This is a genomic window from Streptomyces gobitricini (assembly GCF_039532985.1).
GTDB classification, from domain to species: domain Bacteria; phylum Actinomycetota; class Actinomycetes; order Streptomycetales; family Streptomycetaceae; genus Streptomyces; species Streptomyces gobitricini.
In genome coordinates, this window is sequence record NZ_BAAASR010000027.1 from 128,068 (window position 1) to 151,142 (window position 23,075).

A 23,075-nucleotide genomic window follows, 5' to 3' on the forward strand; every position below is an offset into this window, starting at 1 on the left:
CCGCGGGGCCGGCGGCATCGGCCCGGCTCCCTCACCGGTGCCCGGGGCCGCCTGCCGCCGGCCGCCGAGGAGACGCGCGCGGAAGGGGTACGGCCCCACGGCAACGCCCCCACCAGACGCGGCGCCCCGTGCCACCGGCAGGACGGCGCCCCCGACGGGGCGTCCCCGCCACACGGCGCACCCCGCAGGACGGCGCCCCCGACGAGACGGCCGCGCCACGCGCGGCGCACCCGGCAGGACGGCCCCGCCGGGCACCGCGCCTCCGGCAGACGCGGCGCCCCGTCAGTCACCCGCCCGGGACCGGGCCTTGAAGGCGGCCTTGCGCGCCTCCTTCGCCACCCGCTTGTCACGGTGCAGCCGGCCCATCGCCTCCAGGACCTCCGGTGTGGCCGGGTGCTCCACCCGCCACGCCGCGTCGAAGAACCCGCTGTGCTGGCTCGTCAGCCCTTCCACCAGCTCCTGGAGTTCCTCCAGGTCGCCGCCGCCGACCGCGTCCAGCTGCGCGGCGAGCGTGTCGACGGCGAGCCAGAAGATCATCGCCTCCGGCGGCGCCGGCACGTCCGCCGCGCCGTGCTCCGCGAGCCAGACGCGTGCGAGGCCGCCCAGCTCGGGGTCGTCGAGGACCTCCCGTACCGCGGGTTCCGCCTCCGCGCCCACCAGCGACAGGGCCTGCTGGCAGTGGAGCCGGCGCAGCGGCGAGCCGGCGTCCACGCCCTTCGCCGCCGCGAGCAGGTCGCGCGCCGCCGCGAGCGCCTCCCGGCGGGCGAGCCACGCGTGTGTCTCGGCGCGCGCCGACGCCTCCGGGTAGCGGGCGAGCCCGTCCAGCAGCACGTCGGCGCCCTTGTCGGCCAGGTCGCCGACGGCGGGGGCGTCCATGCCCGCCTCCAGCATCCGGGCGCGGACGCCGTAGAGCCCGAGCGGGGTGAGCTTCACCATGCCGTACCGGGACACGTCCTCGTCGTCGGCGGCCGGCGCGGGCTCCTCGTCCTCCTCCGCCATGAGCGCCTCGTCGACCGGCTGGTACTCGACGAGCCCGATCGGCTCCAGCACGCGGAACTGGTCGTCCAGCCGCATCATCGCGTCCGACACCTGCTCCAGGATGTCGTCGGTCGGCTCGCCCATGTCGTCGGGCACCAGCATCGACGCGGCGAGCGCCGGCAGCGGCACGGGCGCGTCCCCGGAGCCGCCCTCCGTGACGGTGAGGAGGTACAGGTTGCCGAGGACGCCGTCGAGGAACTCGGCCTCGCGCTGCGGGTCCCAGTCCAGCGCGTCCAGGTCGAGGTCGCCGTCCTCACCGAGGAGGTCCGCGAGGTCGTCGAGGAGCGGCGCGGTCGCGTCGGCGAGGGCCGTCTCCAGGGCGTCGAGCCACAGCGCCAGAATGTCCTGCGGTGCCCCGCCGGTAACGAGCGCGAGCTGTCCGCCCGCCTCGACGGCGCCGTCCTCGCCGCCGCCCTCGTCGTCCTGCGGCTCCTCGACCACCACGAGCCCGGTGTCGACGGCGACCCGCCACGCCTCGCTGGCGTAGGCCGCCCCGTCGTCGTCCGGTGTGAGCCCGAGCGCCTCGGCGGCGGCCGGCAGCTGCTCCTCGACCAGTTCGCCGCCGGCGCCGACCCGGGTCTCCGGCCCCGCCCAGCGGGCGAGCCGGACGGCCCTGGCCAGCAGCGGGGCGACGAGCGCGTCCCGCGCCAGCTCCGCGTCCGAGGGCAGCCGCACCGGCGGCAGGGTGGGGCGATCCGACGACATCAGCGGTTTCTCCTCGGCACGTACGTGGGGTCGGGCGGCCCCCAGCGTAGACGTATCCGGGCCCCTGCCCGGCAGTTCATGTACCGGTCAAGAGCCGTCCACCCGCGAACCCTTGACAAGTACAGGCCCCAGACCAGACATTGACGCGCGTAGAGCTACCGCCCAGTACCTCCCACCACCCCACGGAGCCCGTGATGCCTTCCTCCCTGCCGAGAACCGCGCGGAGAAACCCGACGACCCCGCCGCGCACCGCGCCGCGCACCGCCGCCGTCTCGGCCGCCGTCGCCGCCGCGCTGGCCGCGGGCCTGCTCGCCACGGGGCCGGCGACCGCCGCCGGCACCGACGACACGGTGCGCGTCCACGACATCCAGGGCACCACCCGGATATCCCCGCTCGCCGGGCAGCAGGTCAGCGGCGTGACCGGTGTCGTCACCGGCGTACGGACGTACGGCTCGCGCGGCTTCTGGTTCCAGGACACGCGGACCGACGACAACCCCGCCACCAGTGAGGGCGTCTTCGTCTTCACCGGCTCCGTCCCGACCGTCGCCGTCGGTGACGCGGTCACCGTCTCCGGCACGGTCACCGAGTACGTCCCGGGCGGCGCGTCCTCCGGCAACCAGTCGCTGACGCAGATCACCGGGCCCACCGTCACCGTCACCTCCTCCGGCAACCCGGTCCCCGCTCCCACCACCGTCACGGCCGGGTCCGTGCCCTCCGTGTACGCCCCCGAGGGCGACCCGGCGGCCGGCGGGTCCATCAACGGCCGGACCCTCGAACCGGGCCGTTACGCCCTGGACTACTACGAGTCCCTGGAGGGCATGAACATCCGCGTCGGCTCCTCCCGGGTCGTCGGCGCGACCGACCCGTACAACGAGCTCTGGGTGACGGTGAAGCCGCACGAGAACGACAACCGGCGCGGCGGCACGGTCTACGGCTCGTACACCTCGCAGAACACCGGCCGGCTCCAGATCCAGTCGCTCATCCCGCTCGCCCAGCAGCCGTTCCCGAAGGCGAACGTGGGCGACTGGCTGACCGGCACGACGGAGGGGCCGCTGGACTTCAACCGGTTCGGCGGCTACACCCTCACCGCCCGTACGCTCGGCACGGTCTCCGACCGCGGCCTGGAGCGCGAGCGGACCCGTAAGCAGCACCGCGGCGAGCTGGCGGTGGCGACGTACAACGTCGAGAACCTCGACCCGACCGACGCCCAGGAGAAGTTCGACGCGCTGGCGAAGGCCGTCGTGGAGAACCTGGCCTCGCCGGACATCCTCGCCCTGGAGGAGATCCAGGACAACAACGGGGCCAGGAACGACGGTACGGTCGCCGCCGACCAGACGCTGAAGAAGTTCACGGACGCGATCGTCGCGGCCGGCGGTCCGGCGTACGAGTGGCGCACCGTCGACCCGGTCAACAACAAGGACGGCGGCCAGCCGGGCGGCAACATCCGCCAGGTCTTCCTCTTCAACCCCGAGCGCGTGTCGTTCACCGACCGCGCGGCCGGTGACGCGACGACGGCGACCGGCGTCGTGCGGGAGAAGGGGCGGGCGGCCCTGACCCACTCCCCCGGCCGGATCGACCCGGCGAACACGGCGTGGGAGAACAGCCGCAAGCCGCTGGCCGGCGAGTTCACCTTCCGGGGCCGGACGGTCTTCGTCGTCGCCAACCACTTCGGTTCGAAGGGCGGCGACGAGTCGCTGGTCTCGCACCACCAGCCGCCGAATCGTTCCTCCGAAGCCCAGCGCCTCCAGCAGGCGCGGGTGGTCAACACCTTCGTCAAGGACATCCTGAAGGTGCAGCACACCGCCGACGTCGTCGTCCTCGGCGACATCAACGACTTCGAGTTCTCCGAGACCACGAAGGCGCTGACGGACGGCGGGGCGCTGCGCGCCGCGATCACCTCACTGCCGCGCAGCGAGCGCTACTCGTACGTCTACCAGGGCAACAGCCAGGTGCTGGACCAGATCCTGACCAGCCCCTCGATCCGCCGGTTCACGTACGACAGCGTGCACATCAACGCCGAGTTCGCCGAGCAGAACAGCGACCACGACCCGCAGGTGCTGCGCTTCCGTCCGTGACCCGTTCAGGACACGCCCGCGCTGAGGGCCAGCGCGGGCGTGTACCGCCGCACACCGCCCCCGACGACACCGGGGTACGTCCGCACCTTGTGCCACTGCGGGGTGGCGGTGCCGATCCCGTCGCCGGGCCCGGCGAGCGCCTCGGCGTGGGCCTCGGCGCTCTCCCACTCGGCGTAGTTGAGCACCCGGGTGCCGTCGAGGCCGATGTGGAAGTGCGCGGAGATCCCGCCCGGGTGCGGGCGCGGATCGGTCCGGAGAGCCTCGAACACCGTGTCCACCCAGTCGCGTTGCCGGTCGGCGTCCGGCCCGTCGAACTCGACGTCGACGATCACCACGCAGCCGGGTACGCGGGACTCGGCGGAGCTGAGGGCGCCGCCACGGTACCGCTCGTACGAGTGCAGGGCGACCCGCTCGATACCGGGGACGGCGGCGTCGATCTCGGCGTTCCTCCCGTCCCGGTGGGTCCGGACGAACTCCAGGTACGCCTCCTCGCTGGTCCACTGCGAGTAGTGCAGGAGCGTGTCCCCGTCCTCGCCGGTGTACACGCTGTACGAGAGCAGCCCCACATCCGGCCAGTCCCGGCTCCGCCACGCCGCGGCGATGGCGTCGACGGCGGCCCGCTGCCGCTCCGGCGTCCCGACGCGCCACGTGCTGACCGTGACGGCACCGACGCCGGGCCGGTGGAAATCGGGACGTGCGTCGGGCCCACTGGCCAGGGTCACGGTCATGTCGTGTCCTCCTCGGACGGGCGCCGCCCCACCCGTGTGGCGCGGTCGCATGACCATGATCGAAGGTCAAGCGCGGTTGAGGTCAACAGGGCCGGATGCCAGACTCTGCGGCATGATCCTCCGCCCCGCCACCCGGGCCGAACTGCCCGCCGTCATCGCGCTGATCACCGGGGCCGCATCGGCCGCCTCCGCCGACGAGGCCGTTGTCGACGGGGCGTACGAGCGGGCCTTCGCGGCGATCGAGGCGGACCCGCGCAACGAGGTCCTGGTGCTGGTGGAGGGCGAGGAGGTCCTCGGCTGCCTGCAGGCGACGTACATTCCCGGCCTCGGGAAGCACGGGGCCGAGCGGGCGCTGCTCGAGGCCGTCCGTGTCAGGCCCGACCGGCGCGGTGAGGGTCTGGGCCGGGAGCTGGTGTCCCGCGCGGTGGAGCGGGCACGGTCGCGCGGCTGCGCGCTGGTCCAGTTGACGAGCAACAAGGAGCGCACAGCCGCGCACCGGTTCTACGCTTCTTTGGGCTTCACCCGGAGCCACGACGGCTTCAAGCTGGGCCTGTGACCCACGGGGATCAGCCCGGCCAGGTGCCGGTGAGGCGCCGGACCCCCACCGCGCCGGACCGGTCCACCGCCGCCTTGACCACCGCGAAGATCGCCCCTTGCACGGCGGAGGCCAGGAGGATCTCCTTCCACTGGCGCTCCTCGTCCATGGCGTCCGGGGCGTCACCGTCGCCGATCGCGGCCCACGCCTTGGCGAACAGGGTGCTGGCCACGGCACCGCTCGCCATGCCGAGGAGGATGCCCACCGGCCGGTAGAGCAACTTCTGCTTGTGCTTCTTCTTCTTCTTCGCCATTCCCGTCCTCATCCCCACTTTCCCGTGCGTCGGAGCTGCCACAGCACCACACCCGCGACCACGACGGCGGCGACCGCCGCGAGGAGCGGGCGTGAATGTTCACGCACCGGCTCCGGGGTCTTGTCGTGTACCAGGTGGGCGGCGCGCGCCTTCACGTCCGTCCTGGCCATGAGCTGGTCGATGGTCTCGCCCAGTTCCTGCCGTTTGCGTGCCGCCTGGAGGCGGAGTTCGTCAGGTCCAGGGGTGTGGTGCGTATCCCGTGTCATCGGTGGACCCTCTCCTTGATCTCGTGGACGTCCGAGCGCACACCGTCGATCGCCCGCTCCGGTTTCGGCGGCGCGGCGCGCTTCAGCTGCGCGCGGCCCAGCACGGCGAGGACCCCGGCCAGGGCGAGGAACAGTACGGTCGCGATGAGGACGGCGGCCCACACGTCGAGTGCCACCGCCAGCGCGGCGGCGACGGAGGCCCACACCCCGATGAGGCCGACGTAGCCGACGGCCGCAGCGGCCCCCAGCATTCCGCCGCCCTTGCCGGCGCGCTTCCCCTTCTGCATCATCTCGGCCTGCGCGGTGCGCATTTCGGTCCTGACCAGGTCGGAGAGCTGCTCAGACGCCTGCTTCACCAGCTCGCCGACCGACGGTTCTCCGGCCACGCGGATCGCCTCCCATCTCGTACGGGAAGCTTCGGGTACCCCGCCGAGCGGTCCCGCAATCAACGCGTTCTTCAGCAACGCTTACTCATGCCGGCCAGCAGCACTAAGTACACCTACACCATTGTGCGCCCCGGGCTGCGCCTCCGACCTGGTGGCCCAAGGGTGCGACGGCCCGGTCCTGGACGGCGCCACCGGCGCTGCTGGACGCGGGCCGTCCGTGAACCGCCGCAGCCCGCCGACCGGGAGGCGGTCGACGGGCTGCGGGGCGGCGTACGAGGGACTGGCTCAGGACCCGACGACCGAGTTGTGGCCCAGGATGGCGACGTGCTCCAGCACGTCCTCCATGGGGTCGTCGATCTGGCCGATCGACACCAGCGCCACCCGGTGGCCCTGGTCCGGACCGCTGTGAGTCTCGTCGGCGTGGGCGACGCCGGGCACGGCGAGGACCGCCGCCGCCAAGGCACCCATGACGATAAACCTGCGGATGTTCATATGAGCCGTCCCTCGCCTCGCCGAATCATGTGACTGCCTGCGACCTGTTTATCCACCCGAGCGGCGGAAAGGTCACGCATGATCACACGAATCAGTTGTGGCTGTGGAGGACGTCGTTGAGCCCGCCCCACACCGCGTTGTTCGGCCGGGCCTCGACGGTGCCGGTGACCGAGTTGCGGCGGAAGAGGATGTTCGAGGCGCCGGAGAGCTCGCGAGCCTTGACGATCTGCCCGTCGGGCATCGTGATGCGCGTCCCGGCGGTGATGTAGAGGCCGGCCTCGACGACGCACTCGTCACCGAGCGCGATGCCGACGCCCGCTTCGGCGCCGATCAGGCAGCGCTCGCCGACGGAGATGATGACGTTGCCGCCGCCGGAGAGGGTCCCCATGGTGGAGGCGCCGCCGCCGATGTCGCTGCCGTCGCCGATGACGACGCCCGCGGAGATGCGACCCTCGACCATCGACGTGCCGAGCGTTCCGGCGTTGAAGTTGACGAAGCCCTCGTGCATGACGGTCGTTCCGGCGGCGAGGTGCGCGCCGAGCCGGACGCGGTCGGCGTCGGCGATGCGGACGCCCTTGGGCACGACGTAGTCCGTCATGCGCGGGAACTTGTCGACGCTGGTCACCTGGAGGTGCAGGCCCTCGGCGCGGGCGTTCAGCCGGACCTTCTCGACGTCGTCGACGGCGACCGGACCGAGGGACGTCCAGGCGACGTTGGCGAGCAACCCGAAGACGCCGTCCAGGCTCTGCCCGTGCGGCTTGACGAGCCGGTGGCTGAGCAGGTGCAGGCGCAGGTAGGCGTCGTGGGCGTCCAGCGGCTTCTCGTCGAGCGAGGCGATGACGGTGCGGACGGCGACGATCTCGACACCGCGCCGGGCGTCGACGCCGAGGGCCTTGGCGGCGCCGTCACCGAGGAGGTTGACCGCCTGGTCGGGGGTGAGGCGCTCGGTTCCCGCGGGCCCCGGCTCGGCGACGAGCTCGGGGGCCGGGAACCAGGTGTCGAGAACGGTGCCGTCACCGGCGATGGTGGCGAGACCGGCGGCGACGGCGCCGGTGGTACGAGGTGCAGAAGTCATGCCAGAAACCTAACCGGCGCCCCGCCACCCGGGCGAACCGGTCTCACCTCCCGGTCGCCGGTCGCCCCGCCGAACCCCGGCGCCACCCCCCGGCCGCGGTCGCCCGCCCCGCACCCCCGTGCCGGGGCGGGCGACGCGGGACGGGTCAGGGGCGTGTGCCGGACTTGTCCACTACGGCGGTCTTCTCCACCGCGGTGACCTGGATCAGGGTGTCCTTCGTCGTCACCTTGGAGTCGATCATGCCGCCCGCGAGCAGCAGCGTCCGTTCGCCGAGGAACTCGTAGGTCTCCGGGTCCAGGAGCAGTTCGTCGCGCCGGTGGGTGTCCTGGGTGAACTCGTTGTCGTCCGACCAGTGCACGGCGATCGCGGGCCTGCCCAGGGCGTCTTCGGCCGGCTCCTGGCGGACCGTGACGCCGGGGATCATCCGGAGCGTTCGGAAGAGCGACAGGCGGACCTTCGGCGGAATGGCGTCCAGTTCGGTGAAGGCGAACCTGATCCGCCGGTAGTCGGCGATGTCCAGCGCGGCCGGGTCGCCCTTGGGCATCGTGATGATGTCGCGCAGCGCCCGCATCAGTTCGAGCGGCTCGTTCGGCATTCTCGCGAGCTTGGCCCGGGTGTCTTTCGGCGCACCCAATGGCGACGTGCCGACGACGGATTCCATTCCTCCCGCGGGCAGCGCCTTTCGCGTCTTTCCGCTTCCGTACTGTGTCCAGGTCTCGGCGGCGTGCGTCCAGTACGGCTTCCAGCCGGGCCCCTTCTCTGTCACGGGGTTGTTGTCGTCGCGGAAGTTCAGCGTCGACTGCCGGGTGAGCACCTTCCGGTAGAGCCACTGCCCGTCGCGCGGTTCGGGAGGTGTGGCGTACTCGGCCTTCACCCGTGGCCCGTCGGACGGCGGCACGACGTGGGTCACGAGCACCGCGGCGACCACGACGCCCGACACCGCGCCGGCCACCGCGAGGAGCCATCCGCCCCGGAGGCGGCGGCGGGGGCGGCCGATCTCGTCGAGGAGGCGTTGGCGGCCGGGGGCGAGGCGGGCGCGATCGGCGTCGGGGGCGTCCGCGCGGAAGTCCTGAAGCGTCCGCATCTCATCCATGGGTGACCTCCGGGGCGAAGTCGTGTACGAGGGTGGGGTCACTGTCGCCGAGCGCGGCCCGTACCTTCCGGCGCGCCCGGTTGAGCCGTGAGCGGACGGTGCCGACCGGTATGGAGAGCGCCTCGGCGACTTCCTGGTACGTCAGGTCCGCCCAGGCGACCAGCAGCAGCACGTGCCGGTCGCCGCCCGAGAGGGACGCGAGCGCTCCGGCCAGGGGCCCGTGGGCGGCCTGGGCGGTGACCCGGTCGTCGGCGTGGTCGACCCAGGACTCGGCGACCGGGTCGCGCCCGGTACGGGCCAGCGCGTGGAGCGCGCGGACCTCGGTGCGGCGCTGCTTGCCGATCAGGTTGGCGGCGATGCCGTACAGCCAGGGGCGGGCGTTGGCGCGCCCCTGGTCGTAACGGGCTCGGGCGCGGAACGCGGCGAGGAACGTGTCGGCCGTGATGTCGTCGGCGGCCGCGTCCCCGAGACGCCGGGTGGCGTACCGGTGGATGTCGGCGGCGTACCGGTTGTACAGCTCGGCGAAGGCCTCGGGGCGGTCCAGCGATTGGGCTATGACGGTCGCGTCGTCGCCCGGTGGGCCGTTCACGGGGTCTCCGTCTCTGGCGGGTGTGGTCACACCCTCTGTTCCCCGCAGGGCCCGGCCGGGTTCACGCGAGCAGCCGGCCCAGCATCTCGCGCGCGTACTCCTCGTCGTACGCCGCGTCCGTCAGCAGCACCTGGAGGCAGATGCCGTCCATCAGGGCGACGAGCGCGCGGGCGGTGGCCGGGTCCGTCCTGGCCGACAGGGCGGTCGCCACGTCGTCCGTCCACTCGGCGGCCACCGGCCGGAGCGCCGGGCGCCGGAGGGCGGCGAGGTACAGCTCGTACTCCAGCTCCACGCCGGTGCGCTCGCCGCCCAGCCACTGCCCCATCAGGCGGGCGAGTTCCGCCGCGAGATCGGTGCCGGGGTCGCTGAGCGCCTCGCTCTCCCCGACGGCCGCGGCGAAGCCCTCGCCCGCCTGGCGCAGTGCGGCGACCAGGAGCTCGTCGAGGGAGGCGAAGTGGTACGTCGTGGAGCCGAGCGGCACGTCCGCCTCCGCCGCCACCGTGCGGTGGCTCAGGCCCGCGATGCCGCCGCGCCCAACGACCCGGATCGCCGCGTCGATGATGCGGCGGCGCCGGTCAGGATCGTACCGGCGCCGTGCCATCAGTGCGCCCCGCCGAGGTTGAGGACGACCACACCGACGACGATCAGCGCGATGCCGACGAGTTTCACCGGGCCGGCCGGCTCGTGCATGAACAGCATTCCGATCGCGGCGACGGCCGCGGTGCCGACGCCGGCCCAGATGGCGTACGCGCTGCTCATGGAGAGGGTCTTGAGTGTCTGCGCGAGCAGGCCGAAGGCGAGCAGATAGCCGGCGACGGTGAGCAGCGAGGGCCACAGCCGGGTGAAACCCTCGCTGTACTTCATGGCCGTCGTACCGGCCACCTCCGCCGCGATCGCCGCGGCGAGCAGTCCGTATCCCATGTGTACGAGCGTACATATCCGCCGGGTGGCGTGTCCGCCACGGGGAGGCTCGGCTTCGCCCCGGCCGCCTCTGCCGGGCGTCCGTCGCCGCGCCGCTCCTCGCACCCGGTACGGGGCGCCCGGCGGCGGACGTCCGGCATCACCCCGCCGGCCGCGCTCACGGCGGCCGTGGTCCTCCTCTCCGGTACGGGGAGGAGGACCGGGCCCGCCCGGAAGCGGGCCGGCTCCGCACGGCACGGGTGCCGGCAGGAGGAGACGGCCATGCCCTCCCCCTGCTCGAAGAGCTCGGGGGAGGGCATGGCCGTCTTACGCGGTACGGGGAGTCCCGGCGCGGGTGACCTCAGACGTTGAAGCCGAGCGCGCGCAGCTGCTCGCGACCGTCGTCCGTGATCTTGTCCGGGCCCCACGGCGGCATCCAGACCCAGTTGATCTTCAGCTCGTTGACGATGCCGTCCGTCGCGGCCTTCGCCTGGTCCTCGATCACGTCGGTCAGCGGGCAGGCCGCCGACGTCAGCGTCATGTCCAGCGTCGCGATGTTGGAGTCGTCGATGTGGATGCCGTAGATGAGGCCGAGGTTGACGACGTCGATGCCCAGCTCGGGGTCGACGACGTCGTACAGCGCCTCGCGGACCTCCTCCTCGGACGCCGGCTTCATCTGGGCCGTCTGGTTCTCGCTCATGCCGTCTTCCTCTCCGCGCCGTCACCCATCGCCTGGGCCGTCGCGTCCTTCCAGGCCATCCAGCTCAGCAGGGCGCACTTGACCCGGGCCGGGTACTTGGAGACGCCGGCGAACGCGACCGCGTCCTCCAGCACCTCCTCCATCGCGTCGTCGGGCTCGATCCTGCCCTTGGACTGCATCAGCTCCAGGAACGTGGCCTGGATCTGCTGCGCCTCGGCGAGTTCCTTGCCGACGAGGAGTTCATTCAGGACGGAGGCGGACGCCTGGCTGATCGAACAGCCCTGACCCTCGTACGACACGTCCGCGATCCGCGATCCGTCGTACTTCACGCGCAGCGTGATCTCGTCGCCGCACGTCGGGTTGACGTGGTGCACCTCGGCGTCGCCGTCCCGCAAGCCCCGCCCGTGGGGGTGCTTGTAGTGATCCAGGATGACGTCCTGGTACATCGAATCCAGCTTCACACCCGCTCCTAGCCGAAGAAGTTCCGGACGTGCTCCAGACCCTCGACCAGGGCGTCGACCTCGGCCGGAGTGGAGTACAGATAGAACGACGCCCGCGTGGTCGCAGGAATTCCGTACCGGAGGCAGACCGGCCGTGCGCAGTGGTGGCCGACCCGGACGGCGATGCCCTGTTCGTCGAGGACCTGGCCCACGTCGTGCGGGTGGATGTCGCCGAGGACGAAGGAGATCGCCGCGCCGCGGTCCTCGGCCGTCACCGGGCCGATGATCCGCAGGCCCGGGACCTCCTGGAGACGGCGGACCGCGTACTCGGTGATCGCGTGCTCGTGGCGCGCGATGTTCTCCATGCCGATCGAGGTGAGGTAGTCCACCGCCGCGCCGAGGCCGACGGCCTGCGCGATCGGGGGCGTACCCGCCTCGAACTTGTGCGGTGCCGGGGCGTACGTCGACGAGCTCATCGAAACGGTCTCGATCATCTCGCCGCCACCGAGGAACGGCGGGAGGTCCTCCAGCAGCTCCTGGCGGCCCCACAGCACGCCGATGCCGGTCGGGCCGCACATCTTGTGGCCGGTGAAGGCGACGAAGTCGGCCTGGAGGGCCTGCACGTCCAGCGGCATGTGGGGGGCGGCCTGCGAGGCGTCGATCAGCACCAGGGCGCCGACGTCCTGGGCGCGGCGGACTATCGCCTCGACCGGGTTGACGGTGCCCATGATGTTGGAGACCAGCGTGAAGGAGACGATCTTCGTCTTCTCGGTGATGATCTCGTCGATCTTCGACAGGTCGAGGCGGCCGTCGTCGGTGAGACCGAACCACTTCAGCTTCGCGCCGGTGCGCTGCGACAGCAGCTGCCACGGAACGATGTTGGAGTGGTGCTCCATCTCCGTGATGACGATCTCGGTGTCCTGGTCGACCCGGTAGGGCTCGTCGGCCCAGCCCAGCATGTTGGCGACGAGGTTGAGCGACTCCGAGGCGTTCTTGGTGAAGATCACCTCGTCCCGGCTGGGCGCGTTGATGAAGGCGGCGACCTTGTCACGCGCCCCCTCGTACAGCGCCGTGGCCTCCTCGGCCAGCACATGCACGCCGCGGTGCACATTGGCGTTGTGCCGCTCGTAGTACTCGCTGACCGCGTCGATGACCTGGCGCGGCGTCTGCGAGGTCGCCGCGTTGTCCAGGTACACGAGCTTCTTGCCGTCGTGGAGCACCCGGTCGAGGATCGGGAAGTCCTTGCGGAGCGCCTCGGTGTCGAGGAGGCCCGGCAGCTGTGTCACGCGGATACGCCACCCTTCGTGTAGGACTCGTAGCCCTCGTTCTCCAGCTTGTCGGCGAGCTCGGGGCCGCCCGACTCGACGATCCGGCCGGCGGAGAAGACGTGGACGAAGTCCGGCTTGATGTAACGCAGGATGCGGGTGTAGTGCGTGATCAGCATGGTGCCGACCTCGCCGCTCTCGCGGACGCGGTTGACACCCTCGGAGACGATGCGCAGCGCGTCGACGTCCAGACCGGAGTCGGTCTCGTCGAGGATCGCGACCTTCGGCTTGAGCAGCTCCAGCTGGAGGATCTCGTGGCGCTTCTTCTCACCGCCGGAGAAGCCCTCGTTGACGTTCCGCTCGGCGAAGGCGGGGTCCATGTTGAGGCGCTGCATGGCCTCCTTGACCTCCTTCACCCAGGTGCGCAGCTTGGGGGCCTCGCCGCGGATGGCAGTGGCGGAGGTGCGCAGGAAGTTGCTCACCGAGACGCCGGGGACCTCCACCGGGTACTGCATGGCGAGGAAGAGGCCGGCGCGGGCGCGCTCGTCGACGGACATCTCCAGGACGTCCTCGCCGTCGAGGGTGACGGTGCCGCTGGTGATCGTGTACTTGGGGTGACCGGCCAGCGAGTAGGCGAGCGTCGACTTGCCGGAGCCGTTGGGGCCCATGATGGCGTGGGTCTCGCCCTGCTTCACGGTCAGGTCGACGCCCTTGAGGATCTCCTTCGTGGCGTTGTCGGCCTCGACGGAGACGTGCAGGTCGCGGATTTCAAGCGTTGCCATGGGTGACTCAGGACTCCTGGGTGACGGAGACGAGCACATCGTCCCCTTCGATCTTTACGGGGTATACGGGGACGGGGCGCGTCGCGGGAAGGCCGGACGGCTTGCCGGTACGGAGGTCGAAGGCGGACCCGTGCAGCCAGCACTCGATCTGGCAGTCCTCGACCTCGCCCTCCGACAGCGAGACGTTCGCGTGCGAGCAGATGTCGTGGATCGCGAACACCTCGCCCTCGGTCCGGACGAGGGAGACGGGCGTGCCGTCGAGTTCCACCCGCTTGGGGGTGTCCTCCTCCAGCTCGCTCAGCCCACAGGCTCGGACGAAGGGCATCAGACCGACGCCTCCAGCTCGGCCTCGATCTTGGCCATGAGGCGCTCCTCGACGTCGGGCAGCCCGATCTGCTGGACCAGCTCGGCGAAGAAGCCGCGGACGACGAGGCGGCGGGCCTCGATCTCCGGGATGCCGCGCGCCATCAGGTAGAAGAGCTGCTCGTCGTCGAAGCGACCGGTGGCCGAGGCGTGACCGGCGCCGGCGATCTCGCCGGTCTCGATCTCCAGGTTCGGCACCGAGTCGACGCGGGCGCCGTCGGTGAGAACCAGGTTGCGGTTCATCTCGTACGTGTCGGTGCCCTCGGCCGCGGCCTGGATGAGCACGTCACCGATCCACACGGCGTGGGCGTCCTCGCCCTGGAGCGCGCCCTTGTAGGCGACGTTCGACTTGCAGTGCGGGGTGTTGTGGTCGACGAGGAGGCGGTGCTCCTGGTGCTGGCCCTTCTCCGTGAAGTACAGGCCGAACAGCTCGGCCTCGCCGCCGGACGCGGCGTACGTCACGCGCGGGTGGAGGCGGACGACGTCACCGCCGAAGGTGACGACGACCGACTTGAAGGAGGCGTCCCGGCCGATCAGCGCGTTGTGCTGGGCGACGTGGACGGCCTTCTCGTCCCAGTCCTGGATGGAGACGACGGTGAGCTTGGCGCCGTCGCCGAGGACGTAGTCGACGTTGGCCGCGAGGACCGCGTCACCGGTGTGGTCGAGGACCACGACGGCCTCGGCGAACGCACCCAGCTCGACGACCTGGTGGCCGAAGGCGGTGCCGCCCTCGCCGTGCACGGCGATCCGGATCGGCTCGGTGAGCACGGTCTCCTTGGGCACGGTGACGACCGAGGCCTTCTCGAAGGCGGAGTACGCCTGGGCGGCGACCCGGTCCACCGGAGTTCCGGCCTTGCCGAGCCGCGCGTCGTCACGGCCGACGGTCTCGACGGTGACGCCCTCGGGCGCCTCCACCTCGACGCGCACACCGTCACCGGTGGCGATCGCGGTGCCGTCGTGCAGGCCGCGCAGCCGCTCCAGCGGCGTGAACCGCCACTCCTCCTCACGGCCGTGCGGGACGGGGAAGTCCGCGACGTCGAAGGACGGGGGGGCGCTCATGCGCGTCGCGACGGTGGACTCGGCGGCCACCGCGATGGAGCCGGCGGTGGTGGAGCCCGCCGGGAGATTCTGAGCCTCAGCCATGGCTGTCGGTCTGCTCGCTTTCTGCGTTCGGTGCGGTCGCTGCCCGTGGGGCGGGGCCGGCCGGGGCCGGTCGCCCCTCGGGCGGCTCACCGGGCTCACACCGGGTGAGCCCGGGGACGTGATCGATACGGCCGGGGGGTCAGCCCACCGCGCCTTCCATCTGCAGCTCGATCAGCCGGTTGAGCTCGAGGGCGTACTCCATGGGCAGCTCCTTGGCGATCGGCTCGACGAAGCCGCGCACGATCATCGCCATCGCCTCGTCCTCCGACAGGCCGCGGCTCATCAGGTAGAAGAGCTGGTCCTCGGAGACCTTGGAGACGGTCGCCTCGTGGCCCATGGACACGTCGTCCTCACGGACGTCGACGTACGGGTACGTGTCGGAGCGGGAGATCGTGTCGACGAGCAGGGCGTCGCACAGGACGTTCGACTTGGAGCCCGGGGCGCCCTCGCCGATCTCGATGAGACCGCGGTAGGAGGTGCGGCCGCCGCCTCGCGCCACCGACTTGGAGACGATGTTGGAGGAGGTGTTGGGAGCCATGTGGACCATCTTGGCGCCGGCGTCCTGGTGCTGACCCTCGCCCGCGAAGGCGATGGACAGGGTCTCACCCTTGGCGTGCTCGCCCATCAGGTAGACGGCCGGGTACTTCATCGTCACCTTGGAGCCGATGTTGCCGTCGACCCACTCCATGGTCGCGCCCTCGTAGGCCACGGCACGCTTGGTGACCAGGTTGTAGACGTTGTTCGACCAGTTCTGGATCGTCGTGTAGCGGCAGCGGGCGCCCTTCTTCACGATGATCTCGACCACCGCGGAGTGGAGGGAGTCCGAGGAGTAGATCGGGGCGGTGCAGCCCTCGACGTAGTGGACGTAGGCGTCCTCGTCGACGATGATCAGCGTCCGCTCGAACTGGCCCATGTTCTCCGTGTTGATACGGAAGTAGGCCTGCAGCGGGATCTCGACGTGCACGCCCTTGGGGACGTAGATGAACGAGCCGCCGGACCACACCGCCGTGTTCAGCGACGCGAACTTGTTGTCGCCGACCGGGATGACCGTGCCGAAGTACTCCTGGAAGAGCTCAGGGTGCTCCTTGAGCGCGGTGTCGGTGTCGAGGAAGATGACGCCCTGCTCCTCCAGGTCCTCGCGGATCTGGTGGTAGACGACCTCGGACTCGTACTGGGCCGCGACACCGGCGACGAGGCGCTGCTTCTCCGCCTCGGGGATGCCGAGCTTGTCGTAGGTGTTCTTGATGTCCTCGGGCAGGTCCTCCCAGGAGGCCGCCTGCTTCTCCGTGGAGCGGACGAAGTACTTGATGTTGTCGAAGTCGATGCCCGACAGGTCGGAGCCCCAGTTCGGCATGGGCTTCTTGTCGAAGAGGCGCAGACCCTTCAGCCGCAGCTTCAGCATCCACTCCGGCTCGTTCTTCTTCCCGGAGATGTCGCGGACGACGTCCTCCGAGAGACCGCGCTTGGCGGCGGCACCGGCCGCGTCCGAGTCGGCCCAGCCGTACTCGTACCGACCCAGGCCCTCGAGCTCGGGGTGGCTGATCTCGGTGGTCATGCGGGGTTCCTCCCGGCCGTGCTTGCAGATGCAGATGCGGATGGTGTGGTGTGCGGGATGTACGTCGTGCAGACCCCGTCGCCGTGGGCGATGGTCGCCAGTCTCTGCACGTGGGTTCCGAGCAGACGGCTGAAGATCTCCGTCTCAGCCTCGCACAGCTGCGGGTACTGCTCGGCGACGTGGGCCACCGGGCAGTGGTGCTGGCAGAGCTGCTGTCCGACCGGCGCGTTGCGCGCCGTGGCAGCGTACCCGTCCGCGCTCAGGGCCCTGGCGAGCGCCTCGGCGCGCTCCTCGGGCGGCGCCGCCTCGACCGCCTCGCGGTAGGCCTCCGCCTGGGACTCGATCCGGTCCCGGGCGAACGCGGCGACGGCGGCTTCGCCGCCCGCGTTCCGCTCGATCCAACGCAGGGCGTCGACGGCGAGCGAGTCGTAGGACTGGTCGAAGGCGTCCCTGCCGCAGTCGGTCAGGGCGAACACCTTGGCCGGGCGGCCACGGGTGCGGGCGCCGTAGACGCGCTGCTCGCGGGGGGTGACGACGTCGTCGGCCACCAGGGCGTCGAGGTGGCGGCGGACGGCGGCCTGCGTCAGGCCGAGCCGCTTGGCGAGCTCGGCCACGGTGGACGGGCCGTGGTCCAGGATGGACCGCGCGACCCGGTTGCGCGTGGAGCGCTCCCCGGTCGCGAGTTCCTCCGCTGGAGCCGCGGGAGCCTCACCGACGTTTTTCACAACGCCATTGTTGCGTAATTCCTCAGAGCCTGACAAGCGACGTCCCGACGGGTGGACGGTGCCGTACATCACTAAGGGAAACCTAACCTGACCTGCGGAAACGATCAGCGTTCCGAACGCGGCCGCTCTCCGACCACCTGCCTGACCTGCCCGTTTTGCCCGATCGCGGTCATGAGCACCCCCGGCGGCAGGGCGGGCGCAGCCGTCCGGCGGGGTCCGCGCCCGGGCCCGGCCCCGTTCCCCGCCCCACCCGCCGGACGGGGTACCCCGCCCCGCTCTCTAGACTTCGTTGCCATGCGATACGAGTCCGTCGTCCAGGTCCGTGGCCTGGTCAAGCGGTACGGGACCAAGACCGCGGTGAACGGCCTCGACCTCGACGTCCGGGCGGGCACCGTCACCGCCGTCCTCGGACCCAACGGGGCCGGCAAGACCACCACCGTGGAGACCTGCGAGGGCTACCGCCGCGCCGACGCCGGCACCGTCCGCGTCCTCGGCCTCGACCCGGTCGCCGACGCCGCCCGCCTGAGGCCCCGCGTCGGGGTGATGCTCCAGTCCGGCGGCGTCTACTCCGGCGCCCGCGCCGACGAGATGCTCACCCACATGGCGAGACTCCACGCCCACCCCCTGGACGTGGACGCGCTGGTCGAGCGCCTCGGCCTCGGGTCCTGCGGCCGGACCACCTACCGGCGGCTCTCCGGCGGCCAGCAGCAGCGTCTGGCCCTCGCCATGGCCGTCGTCGGGCGCCCCGAGCTGGTCTTCCTGGACGAGCCGACCGCCGGCCTCGACCCGCAGGCCCGCCGCTCCACCTGGGAGCTGATCCGCGAACTGCGCGCCGACGGCGTCACCACCGTCCTGACCACCCACTTCATGGACGAGGCCGAGGAGCTCGCCGACGACGTCGCCATCATCGACGCCGGCCGGGTCGCCGCCCAGGGCAGCCCCGAGGAGCTGTGCCGCGGCGGCGCCGAGAACACCCTCCGCTTCACCGGCCGCCCCGGCCTCGACCTCGGCTCGCTGCTGAAGGCGCTGCCGGACGGCACCGCGGCCGCCGAGCTCACGCCGGGCGCGTACCGCATCAGCGGCACGGTCGACCCGCAGCTGCTCGCCACGGTCACCACCTGGTGCGCGCAGCACGGGGTGATGCCCGACGGCATCGCGGTCGAACGGCACACCCTCGAAGACGTCTTCCTGGAACTGACCGGCAAGGAGCTGCGTTCATGAGCGCCGGGACCTACACCCCCCGGCCCGGTGCGGCGCCGATCGGGCGGATGATCGCCGCGCAGGCCGCCTTCGAGACGAGGATGCTGCTGCGCAATGGGGAGCAGTTGCTGCTCACCGTGATCATCCCGTCGCTGCTGCTGGTGCTGTTCTCGACGGTCGACATCGTGGACACGGGCAGCGGCGAGGCCGTGGACTTCCTGGCCCCCGGCGTCCTCGCGCTCGCCGTGATGTCCACCGCCTTCACCGGACAGGCCATCGGGACCGGCTTCGAGCGGCGGTACGGGGTGCTCAAGCGCCTCGGCGCGTCTCCGCTGCCGCGCTGGGCGCTGATGACGGCAAAGACGCTCTCGGTGCTCGTCACCGAGGTGCTCCAGGTCGCACTGCTGACGGTGATCGCCCTGGCGCTGGGCTGGTCGCCGCGGGGCAACCCGTTCGCCGTGTTCCTGCTCCTGCTGCTCGGTACGGCGGCCTTCTCCGGGCTCGGCCTGCTGATGGCGGGCACGCTGAGGGCCGAGGCGACGCTGGCCGCCGCGAACCTGGTGTTCCTGCTGCTCCTGGTGGGCGGCGGGGTGGTCGTGCCGCTGGAGAAGTTCCCCGGCGAGGCACGCGCGGTGCTGGAGCTGCTGCCGATCTCGGCCCTGTCGGACGGGTTGCGGGACGTGCTCCAGGACGGGGCGTCGATGCCGTGGGGCGCGGCGGCGATCCTGGCGGTGTGGGCGGTGCTCGGGCTCGGCGCGGCCGCGAGGTTCTTCCGCTGGGAGTGACCCTCGTGAACGCATGCACAAGCGCCCGCCTACGATGGAGTCCGTGTTGACCCCCCTCGCCTATATCGCCCAGCGCTGGACACCCTCCCCCAAGACGGTCCGGCGCGCCGCGCTCTCCGCCGTCGTCATGACCGTCGTCATCATCGTGACGGGAGGCGCGGTCCGGCTGACCGGCTCCGGCCTCGGCTGCGACACCTGGCCCAAGTGCACGGACGACAGCCTGTTCACCACGTCCGAGCAGGGCATCCACGGCGCCATCGAGTTCGGCAACCGGATGCTGACGTACGTGGTGTCCGCGGCCGTCGGCTGGGTCATCGTCGCGGCCCGCTCGGCCAAGCCGTGGCGACGGGAGCTGAGCCGGCTGGGCTGGCTGCAGTTCTGGATCGTGGTGCTCAACGCCGTCATCGGCGGCATCACGGTACGGCTGGAGCTCAACCCGTGGACCGTCGCCGTCCACTTCCTCGCCGCCAACGCCCTGCTGACGGTGACCACGCTCACCTGGGTGCGCGCCGGGGAGGGCGACGGCGCGGCCCGCCCGCGGGTGCCGGGGCCGGTACGGAAGCTCGGCTGGGCGCTGGTGGTCGTGGCGGGTCTGCTCGTCGCGGCGGGTACGACGGTGACGGGCTCCGGCGAGCACGCGGGTGACAGCAGCGACGTACCGCGTATGCCGTTCGACTACGCCTCGGTGGCCCAGGTCCACGCGCTGTTCGCCTGGGCGGTGTGCGCGCTGGCGCTGGCCGTGTTCTTCGCGCTCCGCGTGGTGGACGCCCCCGACGACGTCCGGGCGCGCGCCCGTGACCTGCTGGTGGTGCTGGTGGCGCAGGGCGGGATCGGGTACGTGCAGTACTTCACCGGTGTGCCGGAGGTCCTGGTGGGCCTGCACATGCTGGGCTCGTCGCTGATGTGGGTCGCGGTGCTGCGCCTGGCGCTGAGCCTGCGCGAGCGGCCGGTCGAGGCACCTGCCGCCGGGATCCCCGCGCAGGCGCCGGACGCGGCGCTGAGCCCCACCGCCTGACCGGGCGCCTGCCGCCTAGCCGGGCCGCCGCCTGACCCGGCCCGCCGCCTGACCGGGCGCCCGGGGCCCCGGCGCCTAACCGAGCCGGTACACCCGACGGGCGTTGCCCGACGCGATCATGTGGGCGACCCGCTGGGCGTCGCGGCCGGACCACGCGCCGTCCCGGACCCAGTCGGCCAGCACCCGGGTGAGCGCCTCGCGGAACACCCGCGCGCCCACCACGTGCAGCTCGGGCAGCCCCCGCGCGCCGCTGGAGAACAGCAGCTTGCCGAACGGCGCCAGCTCGAGGGTCTCCGCCAGCACGGCCGCCGCCCGTGCGCCCGTCCGCGCGAGCGCCGGTCCCAGATCGGCGTACACGTGCGGGAACACGCTCGTCAGGTGCGCGGCCTGCCGGTGGTACGGGTAGCCGTGGAGCAGCACCAGGTCGGTGCCGAGCCCGGCGGTGGCCGCCGCGAACTCACCGAGCGTCATGGGGTCCTCGTCGCCCACGTGCAGCTGGAGGGGCCGCCCGGACGAGACGGCGATCCACAGCAGGTGCCGCAGCAGGACCGGGTCGGTGAGCGCCCCGCCGACGCGGCGGCCGGCCAGCCAGCGCCCCGCCGCGCCCCGCACCTCGCCGGGCCCGGGGGGCGCGGGCGCGAGGGCGAGCCCGTGCCGTACCGCCGCGACGGAGGTGAAGGCGACGGCGGACAGGGCCGCCCCGTGGACCGCCTCGGCGAGGTTGGCGAGCAGGGCGTCCACGGTGCCGGACGTGTCGGCGACCTGCTCCGCGAGGAGCTCCAGCCGGACGATCTCGTGGGCCCGGGCATCGCCGGCGGCGGCGATCTCGACCGGTCCGGTGAGGTCGCCGGGCGGGCCGGTCTCCACCAGGTAGGTGGAGATCCCGGTGGCGCGGAGCAGCCGGCGCCCCGATTCCAGGACGCCGAGCTCGCGGCGGCGGGCCAGGTAGAGCGCGGGCGGGCAGTGCGGTTCCAGCCCGAGCAGGGGCGGGCACCAGCGCCGTACGGCGAAGCCGGTCTGGGTGTCGAAGAAGGTGGTGCCGGCCGCGGGCGGACCGGCGGACCGGCCGAGCAGGGTCTCGAAGGTGCCGAGGCCCAGCTCGGTGCGGAGCACCCCGTGGCAGTACTGGTCCACCAGCGTCGGGGTGTCGATCATTGCGGGGGCTCCCTGCGATGGCTGAACCGTCACAGGTCCTAACGGGTGAACCCCGCCCAAGGTGTTGCCTCAGTCGTTCGAGGGGCCGCCGACCTGGATGCCCGCCATGCGGGTCCACTCGTACGGGCCGGTGCGGACCTTCGCCGCGAAGTCGCCGTCGAAGGACTCGTGGAGGGTGATGCCCGCCTTCTCGGCGGCGCTCCTCGCGACCTCGTGGGTGGGCGCGACGAGGTCGCCCCAGCCGCCGTCCTCACCGACGAGCACGATCCGGGTGCCCATCTGGCCGAGGTAGGCGAGCTGGCCCTCGGCGCCGCCGTGCTCCTTGGAGAACGTCTGGATCCGCTTGGCGAGCTTCGCGGCCGTGCGCTCGGCCCTGGCCTCCGCCTGCTTGGTGTCGCCCTGCTTGGTGTCTGCCATGGACAGGATGCTACTCGCGGGTAGATCGACTGGCGACGGGCGGGCCACGTGGCCTTGACCACGCGGCCCGCCCGTCGGCGGAGCAGGGGGGCGGTTACCGCAGGAAGGGGTCCACCGCGACCGCCACGAACAGCAGCGACACATAGGTGATCGACCAGTGGAACAGCCGCATCTCCTTGAGCTTGCCGCCCGTCTCGCCCGCCTTGGCGCGGTTCTGCAGGGCGTGGGCCTCCCAGAGCCACCAGCCGCCGGTCACCAGCGCCACCACCGTGTAGAACCAGCCGGTGTAGCCGAGCGGCGTCAGCAGCAGGGAGACGGCGACCATCACCCAGCTGTAGAGGACGATCTGGCGGGCGACCACCTTGTTGGAGGCGACGACGGGCAGCATGGGGACGCCCACGCGCGCGTAGTCCTCCTTCACCTTCATCGACAGCGGCCAGTAGTGCGGCGGCGTCCAGAAGAAGATGACGAGGAAGAGCACGACGGCGGCCCAGGAGACCGAGTTCGTGACCGACGACCAGCCGATCAGGACCGGCATGCAGCCCGCGATGCCGCCCCACACGATGTTCTGCGCGGTGCGCCGCTTGAGGATCATCGTGTAGACGACGACGTAGAAGAGGAGCGCGCCCAGCGACAGCCAGGCGGACAGCCAGTTGACGAGCAGCCCGAACCAGAGCGTGGAGACGACGGCGAGGGTGAGCCCGAAGACCAGCCCCTCGCGCGGCGAGACCATGCCGGTGACCAGCGGCCGCTGCGACGTGCGGTCCATCAGGGCGTCGATGTCGCGGTCGATGTACATGTTCAGCGCGTTGGCGCCGCCGGCCGACAGGTAGCCGCCGAGGCAGGTGGCGAGCACCAGCCACAGATCGGGCACTCCCTGCTCGGCCAGGAACATCACGGGGACCGTGGTGATCAGGAGCAGCTCGATGATCCGCGGCTTGGTCAGTGCCACGAAGGCCTTGACGCGGGCCCCGAATGGCCGCTTCCCCGTGCTCCTGTCGAGCACACCCGCCGGACGGGATTCGACGGCCGTCACGCACACCCCTGACAGAGACATCCCAGCGAGTCGACTCCTGGGCGTGAAGGCCCGGTAAAGACTCGCGCGTACCACGCCACTCTAGACGTTGCCCATACCTCGCTCTTCGCGGGGGTGGGTCGTGTTGGAGAGGGCACCGCAAAGGGTGGTTTCCGCGCTCGGATGAGCGATCGGATGAGCGCCTCCGTATTCACTTGCCGAATGCCGTAGGGCCCAGTCAGGAGGCGGATCCCGGCCGATCCCGGCACTCTGGAATGACTCGAAAAAATGCACGTTCTCACGGGGGTAGGCTCGACAAC

General features: G+C 71.5%; 27 protein-coding genes. 5 read left to right on the forward strand and 22 right to left on the reverse strand.

What is annotated here, in order from left to right; translation table 11 throughout:
* Nucleotides 1-282: 282 nt before the first annotated feature.
* A complete protein-coding gene (locus tag ABD347_RS23755) occupies nt 283-1,743 on the reverse strand; it encodes a hypothetical protein (RefSeq protein ID WP_344364754.1) in 1,461 nt (486 codons plus the stop codon).
* Nucleotides 1,744-1,937: 194 nt separating this feature from the next.
* Between ABD347_RS23755 and ABD347_RS23760 the strand changes: the two genes are divergently transcribed.
* Nucleotides 1,938-3,818 (forward strand): endonuclease/exonuclease/phosphatase family protein, encoded by a 1,881-nt coding sequence (locus ABD347_RS23760; RefSeq protein WP_344364756.1) that lies wholly within the window; start codon nt 1,938-1,940, stop codon nt 3,816-3,818.
* A 5-nt stretch (nt 3,819-3,823) separates the two neighbouring features.
* Here ABD347_RS23760 and ABD347_RS23765 read toward each other — a convergent pair whose 3' ends face one another.
* Nucleotides 3,824-4,546 carry an antibiotic biosynthesis monooxygenase gene (locus ABD347_RS23765; RefSeq protein ID WP_344364758.1) on the reverse strand — a complete coding sequence of 241 codons (723 nt, stop codon included), beginning with the start codon at nt 4,544-4,546 and terminating at the stop codon, nt 3,824-3,826.
* A 112-nt stretch (nt 4,547-4,658) separates the two neighbouring features.
* Here ABD347_RS23765 and ABD347_RS23770 point away from each other — a divergent pair, with 112 nt between their 5' ends.
* Nucleotides 4,659-5,102 (forward strand): GNAT family N-acetyltransferase, encoded by a 444-nt coding sequence (locus tag ABD347_RS23770; RefSeq protein ID WP_344364761.1) that lies wholly within the window; start codon nt 4,659-4,661, stop codon nt 5,100-5,102.
* Nucleotides 5,103-5,112: 10 nt separating this feature from the next.
* On the opposite strand, the gene ABD347_RS23775 is transcribed toward ABD347_RS23770, so the two are convergent.
* The 17 genes from ABD347_RS23775 to ABD347_RS23855 all read right to left on the reverse strand — a co-directional run bounded on the left by ABD347_RS23775 (nt 5,113) and on the right by ABD347_RS23855 (nt 17,168).
* Nucleotides 5,113-5,394: a DUF4235 domain-containing protein gene (locus ABD347_RS23775; RefSeq protein ID WP_344364762.1), complete on the reverse strand. Its 282-nt coding sequence runs from the start codon at nt 5,392-5,394 to the stop codon at nt 5,113-5,115.
* A gap of 8 nt (nt 5,395-5,402) precedes the next feature.
* Nucleotides 5,403-5,660 (reverse strand): DUF3618 domain-containing protein, encoded by a 258-nt coding sequence (locus ABD347_RS23780; protein ID WP_344364764.1) that lies wholly within the window; start codon nt 5,658-5,660, stop codon nt 5,403-5,405.
* The gene (locus tag ABD347_RS23785; RefSeq protein WP_344364767.1) at nt 5,657-6,046 is read right to left on the reverse strand and encodes a phage holin family protein; all 390 of its coding nucleotides are present in this window, start codon (nt 6,044-6,046) and stop codon (nt 5,657-5,659) included. The genes ABD347_RS23780 and ABD347_RS23785 overlap by 4 nt, the downstream gene beginning before the upstream one ends.
* A 285-nt stretch (nt 6,047-6,331) precedes the next feature.
* The gene (locus ABD347_RS23790) at nt 6,332-6,538 is read right to left on the reverse strand and encodes a hypothetical protein (RefSeq protein WP_425575750.1); all 207 of its coding nucleotides are present in this window, start codon (nt 6,536-6,538) and stop codon (nt 6,332-6,334) included.
* Nucleotides 6,539-6,629: 91 nt separating this feature from the next.
* A complete protein-coding gene (dapD, locus tag ABD347_RS23795) occupies nt 6,630-7,613 on the reverse strand; it encodes a 2,3,4,5-tetrahydropyridine-2,6-dicarboxylate N-succinyltransferase (protein WP_344364769.1) in 984 nt (327 codons plus the stop codon).
* Nucleotides 7,614-7,758: 145 nt separating this feature from the next.
* Nucleotides 7,759-8,706, reverse strand: a complete 948-nt coding sequence (locus ABD347_RS23800; protein WP_344364770.1) for a hypothetical protein — start codon at nt 8,704-8,706, stop codon at nt 7,759-7,761.
* Nucleotides 8,699-9,295 (reverse strand): RNA polymerase sigma factor, encoded by a 597-nt coding sequence (locus ABD347_RS23805; protein ID WP_344364772.1) that lies wholly within the window; start codon nt 9,293-9,295, stop codon nt 8,699-8,701. Before ABD347_RS23805 ends, ABD347_RS23800 begins: the two co-directional genes overlap by 8 nt.
* A gap of 61 nt (nt 9,296-9,356) precedes the next feature.
* On the reverse strand, nt 9,357-9,896 hold the full coding sequence (locus ABD347_RS23810; RefSeq protein ID WP_344364774.1) for a TetR/AcrR family transcriptional regulator: 540 nt from the start codon (nt 9,894-9,896) through the stop codon (nt 9,357-9,359).
* On the reverse strand, nt 9,896-10,216 hold the full coding sequence (locus tag ABD347_RS23815; RefSeq protein WP_344364777.1) for a DMT family transporter: 321 nt from the start codon (nt 10,214-10,216) through the stop codon (nt 9,896-9,898). Before ABD347_RS23815 ends, ABD347_RS23810 begins: the two co-directional genes overlap by 1 nt.
* A 340-nt stretch (nt 10,217-10,556) precedes the next feature.
* Complete coding sequence (locus ABD347_RS23820; protein ID WP_344364780.1) at nt 10,557-10,895, reverse strand: metal-sulfur cluster assembly factor; 339 nt, start codon at nt 10,893-10,895, stop codon at nt 10,557-10,559.
* Nucleotides 10,892-11,356 (reverse strand): Fe-S cluster assembly sulfur transfer protein SufU, encoded by a 465-nt coding sequence (sufU, locus tag ABD347_RS23825; protein ID WP_344364782.1) that lies wholly within the window; start codon nt 11,354-11,356, stop codon nt 10,892-10,894. The genes ABD347_RS23820 and sufU overlap by 4 nt, the downstream gene beginning before the upstream one ends.
* An 8-nt stretch (nt 11,357-11,364) precedes the next feature.
* The gene (locus ABD347_RS23830; RefSeq protein WP_344364783.1) at nt 11,365-12,621 is read right to left on the reverse strand and encodes a cysteine desulfurase; all 1,257 of its coding nucleotides are present in this window, start codon (nt 12,619-12,621) and stop codon (nt 11,365-11,367) included.
* Nucleotides 12,618-13,382: a Fe-S cluster assembly ATPase SufC gene (gene sufC, locus ABD347_RS23835; protein ID WP_344364784.1), complete on the reverse strand. Its 765-nt coding sequence runs from the start codon at nt 13,380-13,382 to the stop codon at nt 12,618-12,620. Before sufC ends, ABD347_RS23830 begins: the two co-directional genes overlap by 4 nt.
* 7 nt (nt 13,383-13,389) lie before the next feature.
* The gene (locus ABD347_RS23840; protein ID WP_344364785.1) at nt 13,390-13,707 is read right to left on the reverse strand and encodes a non-heme iron oxygenase ferredoxin subunit; all 318 of its coding nucleotides are present in this window, start codon (nt 13,705-13,707) and stop codon (nt 13,390-13,392) included.
* On the reverse strand, nt 13,707-14,888 hold the full coding sequence (gene sufD, locus ABD347_RS23845) for a Fe-S cluster assembly protein SufD (RefSeq protein WP_344364786.1): 1,182 nt from the start codon (nt 14,886-14,888) through the stop codon (nt 13,707-13,709). The genes ABD347_RS23840 and sufD overlap by 1 nt, the downstream gene beginning before the upstream one ends.
* A gap of 139 nt (nt 14,889-15,027) precedes the next feature.
* Complete coding sequence (sufB, locus tag ABD347_RS23850) at nt 15,028-16,443, reverse strand: Fe-S cluster assembly protein SufB (protein ID WP_344364789.1); 1,416 nt, start codon at nt 16,441-16,443, stop codon at nt 15,028-15,030.
* Nucleotides 16,440-17,168: a helix-turn-helix transcriptional regulator gene (locus ABD347_RS23855; RefSeq protein WP_344364792.1), complete on the reverse strand. Its 729-nt coding sequence runs from the start codon at nt 17,166-17,168 to the stop codon at nt 16,440-16,442. The genes sufB and ABD347_RS23855 overlap by 4 nt, the downstream gene beginning before the upstream one ends.
* A 294-nt stretch (nt 17,169-17,462) precedes the next feature.
* Here ABD347_RS23855 and ABD347_RS23860 point away from each other — a divergent pair, with 294 nt between their 5' ends.
* Genes ABD347_RS23860 through ABD347_RS23870 form a run of 3 tightly spaced genes read left to right on the forward strand, consistent with a single transcriptional unit; the run spans nt 17,463 to nt 20,168 of the window.
* The gene (locus ABD347_RS23860; RefSeq protein ID WP_344364794.1) at nt 17,463-18,389 is read left to right on the forward strand and encodes an ABC transporter ATP-binding protein; all 927 of its coding nucleotides are present in this window, start codon (nt 17,463-17,465) and stop codon (nt 18,387-18,389) included.
* The gene (locus tag ABD347_RS23865; RefSeq protein WP_344364797.1) at nt 18,386-19,153 is read left to right on the forward strand and encodes an ABC transporter permease; all 768 of its coding nucleotides are present in this window, start codon (nt 18,386-18,388) and stop codon (nt 19,151-19,153) included. Before ABD347_RS23860 ends, ABD347_RS23865 begins: the two co-directional genes overlap by 4 nt.
* A 34-nt stretch (nt 19,154-19,187) precedes the next feature.
* Nucleotides 19,188-20,168 carry a COX15/CtaA family protein gene (locus ABD347_RS23870; protein ID WP_344364799.1) on the forward strand — a complete coding sequence of 327 codons (981 nt, stop codon included), beginning with the start codon at nt 19,188-19,190 and terminating at the stop codon, nt 20,166-20,168.
* 75 nt (nt 20,169-20,243) lie between these two features.
* On the opposite strand, the gene ABD347_RS23875 is transcribed toward ABD347_RS23870, so the two are convergent.
* From ABD347_RS23875 to ABD347_RS23885, 3 genes are all read right to left on the reverse strand, one after another.
* Nucleotides 20,244-21,323, reverse strand: a complete 1,080-nt coding sequence (locus ABD347_RS23875; protein ID WP_344364801.1) for an amidohydrolase family protein — start codon at nt 21,321-21,323, stop codon at nt 20,244-20,246.
* Between the two features lie 69 nt (nt 21,324-21,392).
* Nucleotides 21,393-21,740 (reverse strand): hypothetical protein, encoded by a 348-nt coding sequence (locus tag ABD347_RS23880; RefSeq protein ID WP_344364804.1) that lies wholly within the window; start codon nt 21,738-21,740, stop codon nt 21,393-21,395.
* Between the two features lie 94 nt (nt 21,741-21,834).
* Nucleotides 21,835-22,776, reverse strand: a complete 942-nt coding sequence (locus tag ABD347_RS23885; protein ID WP_344364806.1) for a heme o synthase — start codon at nt 22,774-22,776, stop codon at nt 21,835-21,837.
* Between the last annotated feature and the right edge of the window lie 299 nt (nt 22,777-23,075).

Coding starts and splice junctions, on each gene's coding strand:
- sufD (WP_344364786.1), bottom strand. CDS start 14,888: ATGGCTGAGGCTCAGAATCTCCCGGCGGGCTCCACCACCGCCGGCTCC.
- sufB (WP_344364789.1), bottom strand. CDS start 16,443: ATGACCACCGAGATCAGCCACCCCGAGCTCGAGGGCCTGGGTCGGTAC.
- sufC (WP_344364784.1), bottom strand. CDS start 13,382: ATGGCAACGCTTGAAATCCGCGACCTGCACGTCTCCGTCGAGGCCGAC.
- ABD347_RS23820 (WP_344364780.1), bottom strand. CDS start 10,895: ATGAGCGAGAACCAGACGGCCCAGATGAAGCCGGCGTCCGAGGAGGAG.
- ABD347_RS23870 (WP_344364799.1), top strand. CDS start 19,188: ATGGAGTCCGTGTTGACCCCCCTCGCCTATATCGCCCAGCGCTGGACA.
- ABD347_RS23875 (WP_344364801.1), bottom strand. CDS start 21,323: ATGATCGACACCCCGACGCTGGTGGACCAGTACTGCCACGGGGTGCTC.
- ABD347_RS23810 (WP_344364774.1), bottom strand. CDS start 9,896: ATGGCACGGCGCCGGTACGATCCTGACCGGCGCCGCCGCATCATCGAC.
- dapD (WP_344364769.1), bottom strand. CDS start 7,613: ATGACTTCTGCACCTCGTACCACCGGCGCCGTCGCCGCCGGTCTCGCC.
- ABD347_RS23780 (WP_344364764.1), bottom strand. CDS start 5,660: ATGACACGGGATACGCACCACACCCCTGGACCTGACGAACTCCGCCTC.
- ABD347_RS23765 (WP_344364758.1), bottom strand. CDS start 4,546: ATGACCGTGACCCTGGCCAGTGGGCCCGACGCACGTCCCGATTTCCAC.
- ABD347_RS23755 (WP_344364754.1), bottom strand. CDS start 1,743: ATGTCGTCGGATCGCCCCACCCTGCCGCCGGTGCGGCTGCCCTCGGAC.
- ABD347_RS23880 (WP_344364804.1), bottom strand. CDS start 21,740: ATGGCAGACACCAAGCAGGGCGACACCAAGCAGGCGGAGGCCAGGGCC.
- ABD347_RS23840 (WP_344364785.1), bottom strand. CDS start 13,707: ATGCCCTTCGTCCGAGCCTGTGGGCTGAGCGAGCTGGAGGAGGACACC.
- ABD347_RS23760 (WP_344364756.1), top strand. CDS start 1,938: ATGCCTTCCTCCCTGCCGAGAACCGCGCGGAGAAACCCGACGACCCCG.
- ABD347_RS23815 (WP_344364777.1), bottom strand. CDS start 10,216: ATGGGATACGGACTGCTCGCCGCGGCGATCGCGGCGGAGGTGGCCGGT.
- ABD347_RS23865 (WP_344364797.1), top strand. CDS start 18,386: ATGAGCGCCGGGACCTACACCCCCCGGCCCGGTGCGGCGCCGATCGGG.
- ABD347_RS23800 (WP_344364770.1), bottom strand. CDS start 8,706: ATGGATGAGATGCGGACGCTTCAGGACTTCCGCGCGGACGCCCCCGAC.
- ABD347_RS23860 (WP_344364794.1), top strand. CDS start 17,463: ATGCGATACGAGTCCGTCGTCCAGGTCCGTGGCCTGGTCAAGCGGTAC.
- ABD347_RS23775 (WP_344364762.1), bottom strand. CDS start 5,394: ATGGCGAAGAAGAAGAAGAAGCACAAGCAGAAGTTGCTCTACCGGCCG.
- ABD347_RS23770 (WP_344364761.1), top strand. CDS start 4,659: ATGATCCTCCGCCCCGCCACCCGGGCCGAACTGCCCGCCGTCATCGCG.
- ABD347_RS23790 (WP_425575750.1), bottom strand. CDS start 6,538: ATGAACATCCGCAGGTTTATCGTCATGGGTGCCTTGGCGGCGGCGGTC.